We start from the raw sequence: 1243 nt of genomic DNA on the forward strand, positions 1-1243 counted from the left end.
TCCCGCGCCGCGCGGCGCGGCGCGGGCCGGGGGCGGGCGGGGCGTCGAGGTGGTCGCGACCGGACCGCTCCTCCTCGTGGAGGACGCCGGCCGGCCCGGCCTGGCTGCCGTCGGCGTCGGGCCGTCGGGCGCGGCCGACCGGGCGTCCCACGCGCTCGCCGCCCGGGTCGTCGGCAACGCCCCGGACGCGGCCGCGCTCGAGGTCACGCTCGGGGGCGCCGCCCTGCGCTTCCACGGGGAGGCGCTCGTCGCGCTCACCGGCGCCGCGGTCCCGGCGAGCGTCGACGGTCGACCGGTGGGCATGAACGCACCCGTCCGCGTGCCCGACGGCGCGCTGCTGCGCCTCGGCACGCCGGCACGGGGGCTGCGGACCTACGTCGCGGTGCGCGGCGGTCTCGTCGTGGAGCCGGTGCTGGGGTCGCGGTCGCGCGACGTCCTCGGCGGCATCGGGCCGGAGCCCCTGCGACCGGGCGACGTGCTCGCGGTCGGCGCGCCGCCCGCGGGCTCCTGGCCCCTCACCGAGGTCGTGCCGGTGCCGCACGTGCCGGGCGAGGCCCGTCCGGGCGAGCGTGCCGCGGCGGTGCTCGAGGTGCTCCCAGGACCGCGCGCCGACTGGTTCCTCCCCGGCGCGTGGCACGCGCTGCGCGCCCTGCGGACCGTGACCGCGGACAGCGACCGCGTCGCCCTGCGGCTCGACGGGCAGGCCGTCCCGCGCCGCGCGGGGGAGCTGCCGTCGGAGGGGCTCGTGCGGGGAGCGGTCCAGGTCCCGCCGGACGGGCGCCCGGTCGTCTTCCTCGCCGACCGGCCCGTGACCGGGGGGTACCCGGTCATCGGAGTGCTGCGCGAGGCGGACGTCGACCGCGCGGCGCAGCTCCGGCCGGGCGACAGGGTCGTCCTACGGCTCGCCCGTGGTGCGGGCCTCGGCGACGCGGTGGGCGGGTAGCACCGGGTCCCGGCGGCTGTGCGCCGGGTCACCGCGACCCGGCTTGACCGCCGCGCGACGGGCCGCGTAATGTTCTGGATGTCGGCCCGACAGGGAGGAACAGACACCGCCTCGAACGATCGAGGGTGGCTGGTCCCGGGGTCGAAACCCTTTGACCGCATGGCGTAGGATACTTCCTGCCCGCGACGAGGAAGACCACGGTGCCTGGACCGCGGCGAACAGCCGAGGTTGAGGAGCCGGGGGAGACCTGGTAAGGTTGAAGGGTTGCCCCAAGCGAGGTTCTGCCCGGTCGGGTGGTGC

Annotated in this window: 1 protein-coding gene; it reads left to right on the top strand. The window is 78.2% G+C overall.

Features of this window, described 5'->3' with window-relative positions:
- Window positions 1–49 precede the first annotated feature (49 nt).
- A complete protein-coding gene (locus GJV82_RS19160) occupies window positions 50–943 on the top strand; it encodes a 5-oxoprolinase subunit C family protein (protein ID WP_318657849.1) in 894 nt (297 codons plus the stop codon).
- The last annotated feature ends 300 nt before the right edge of the window (window positions 944–1243 follow it).

It is taken from the genome of Cellulosimicrobium composti (assembly GCF_009711085.1).
Taxonomy (GTDB): Bacteria; Actinomycetota; Actinomycetes; order Actinomycetales; family Cellulomonadaceae; genus Cellulosimicrobium; species Cellulosimicrobium composti.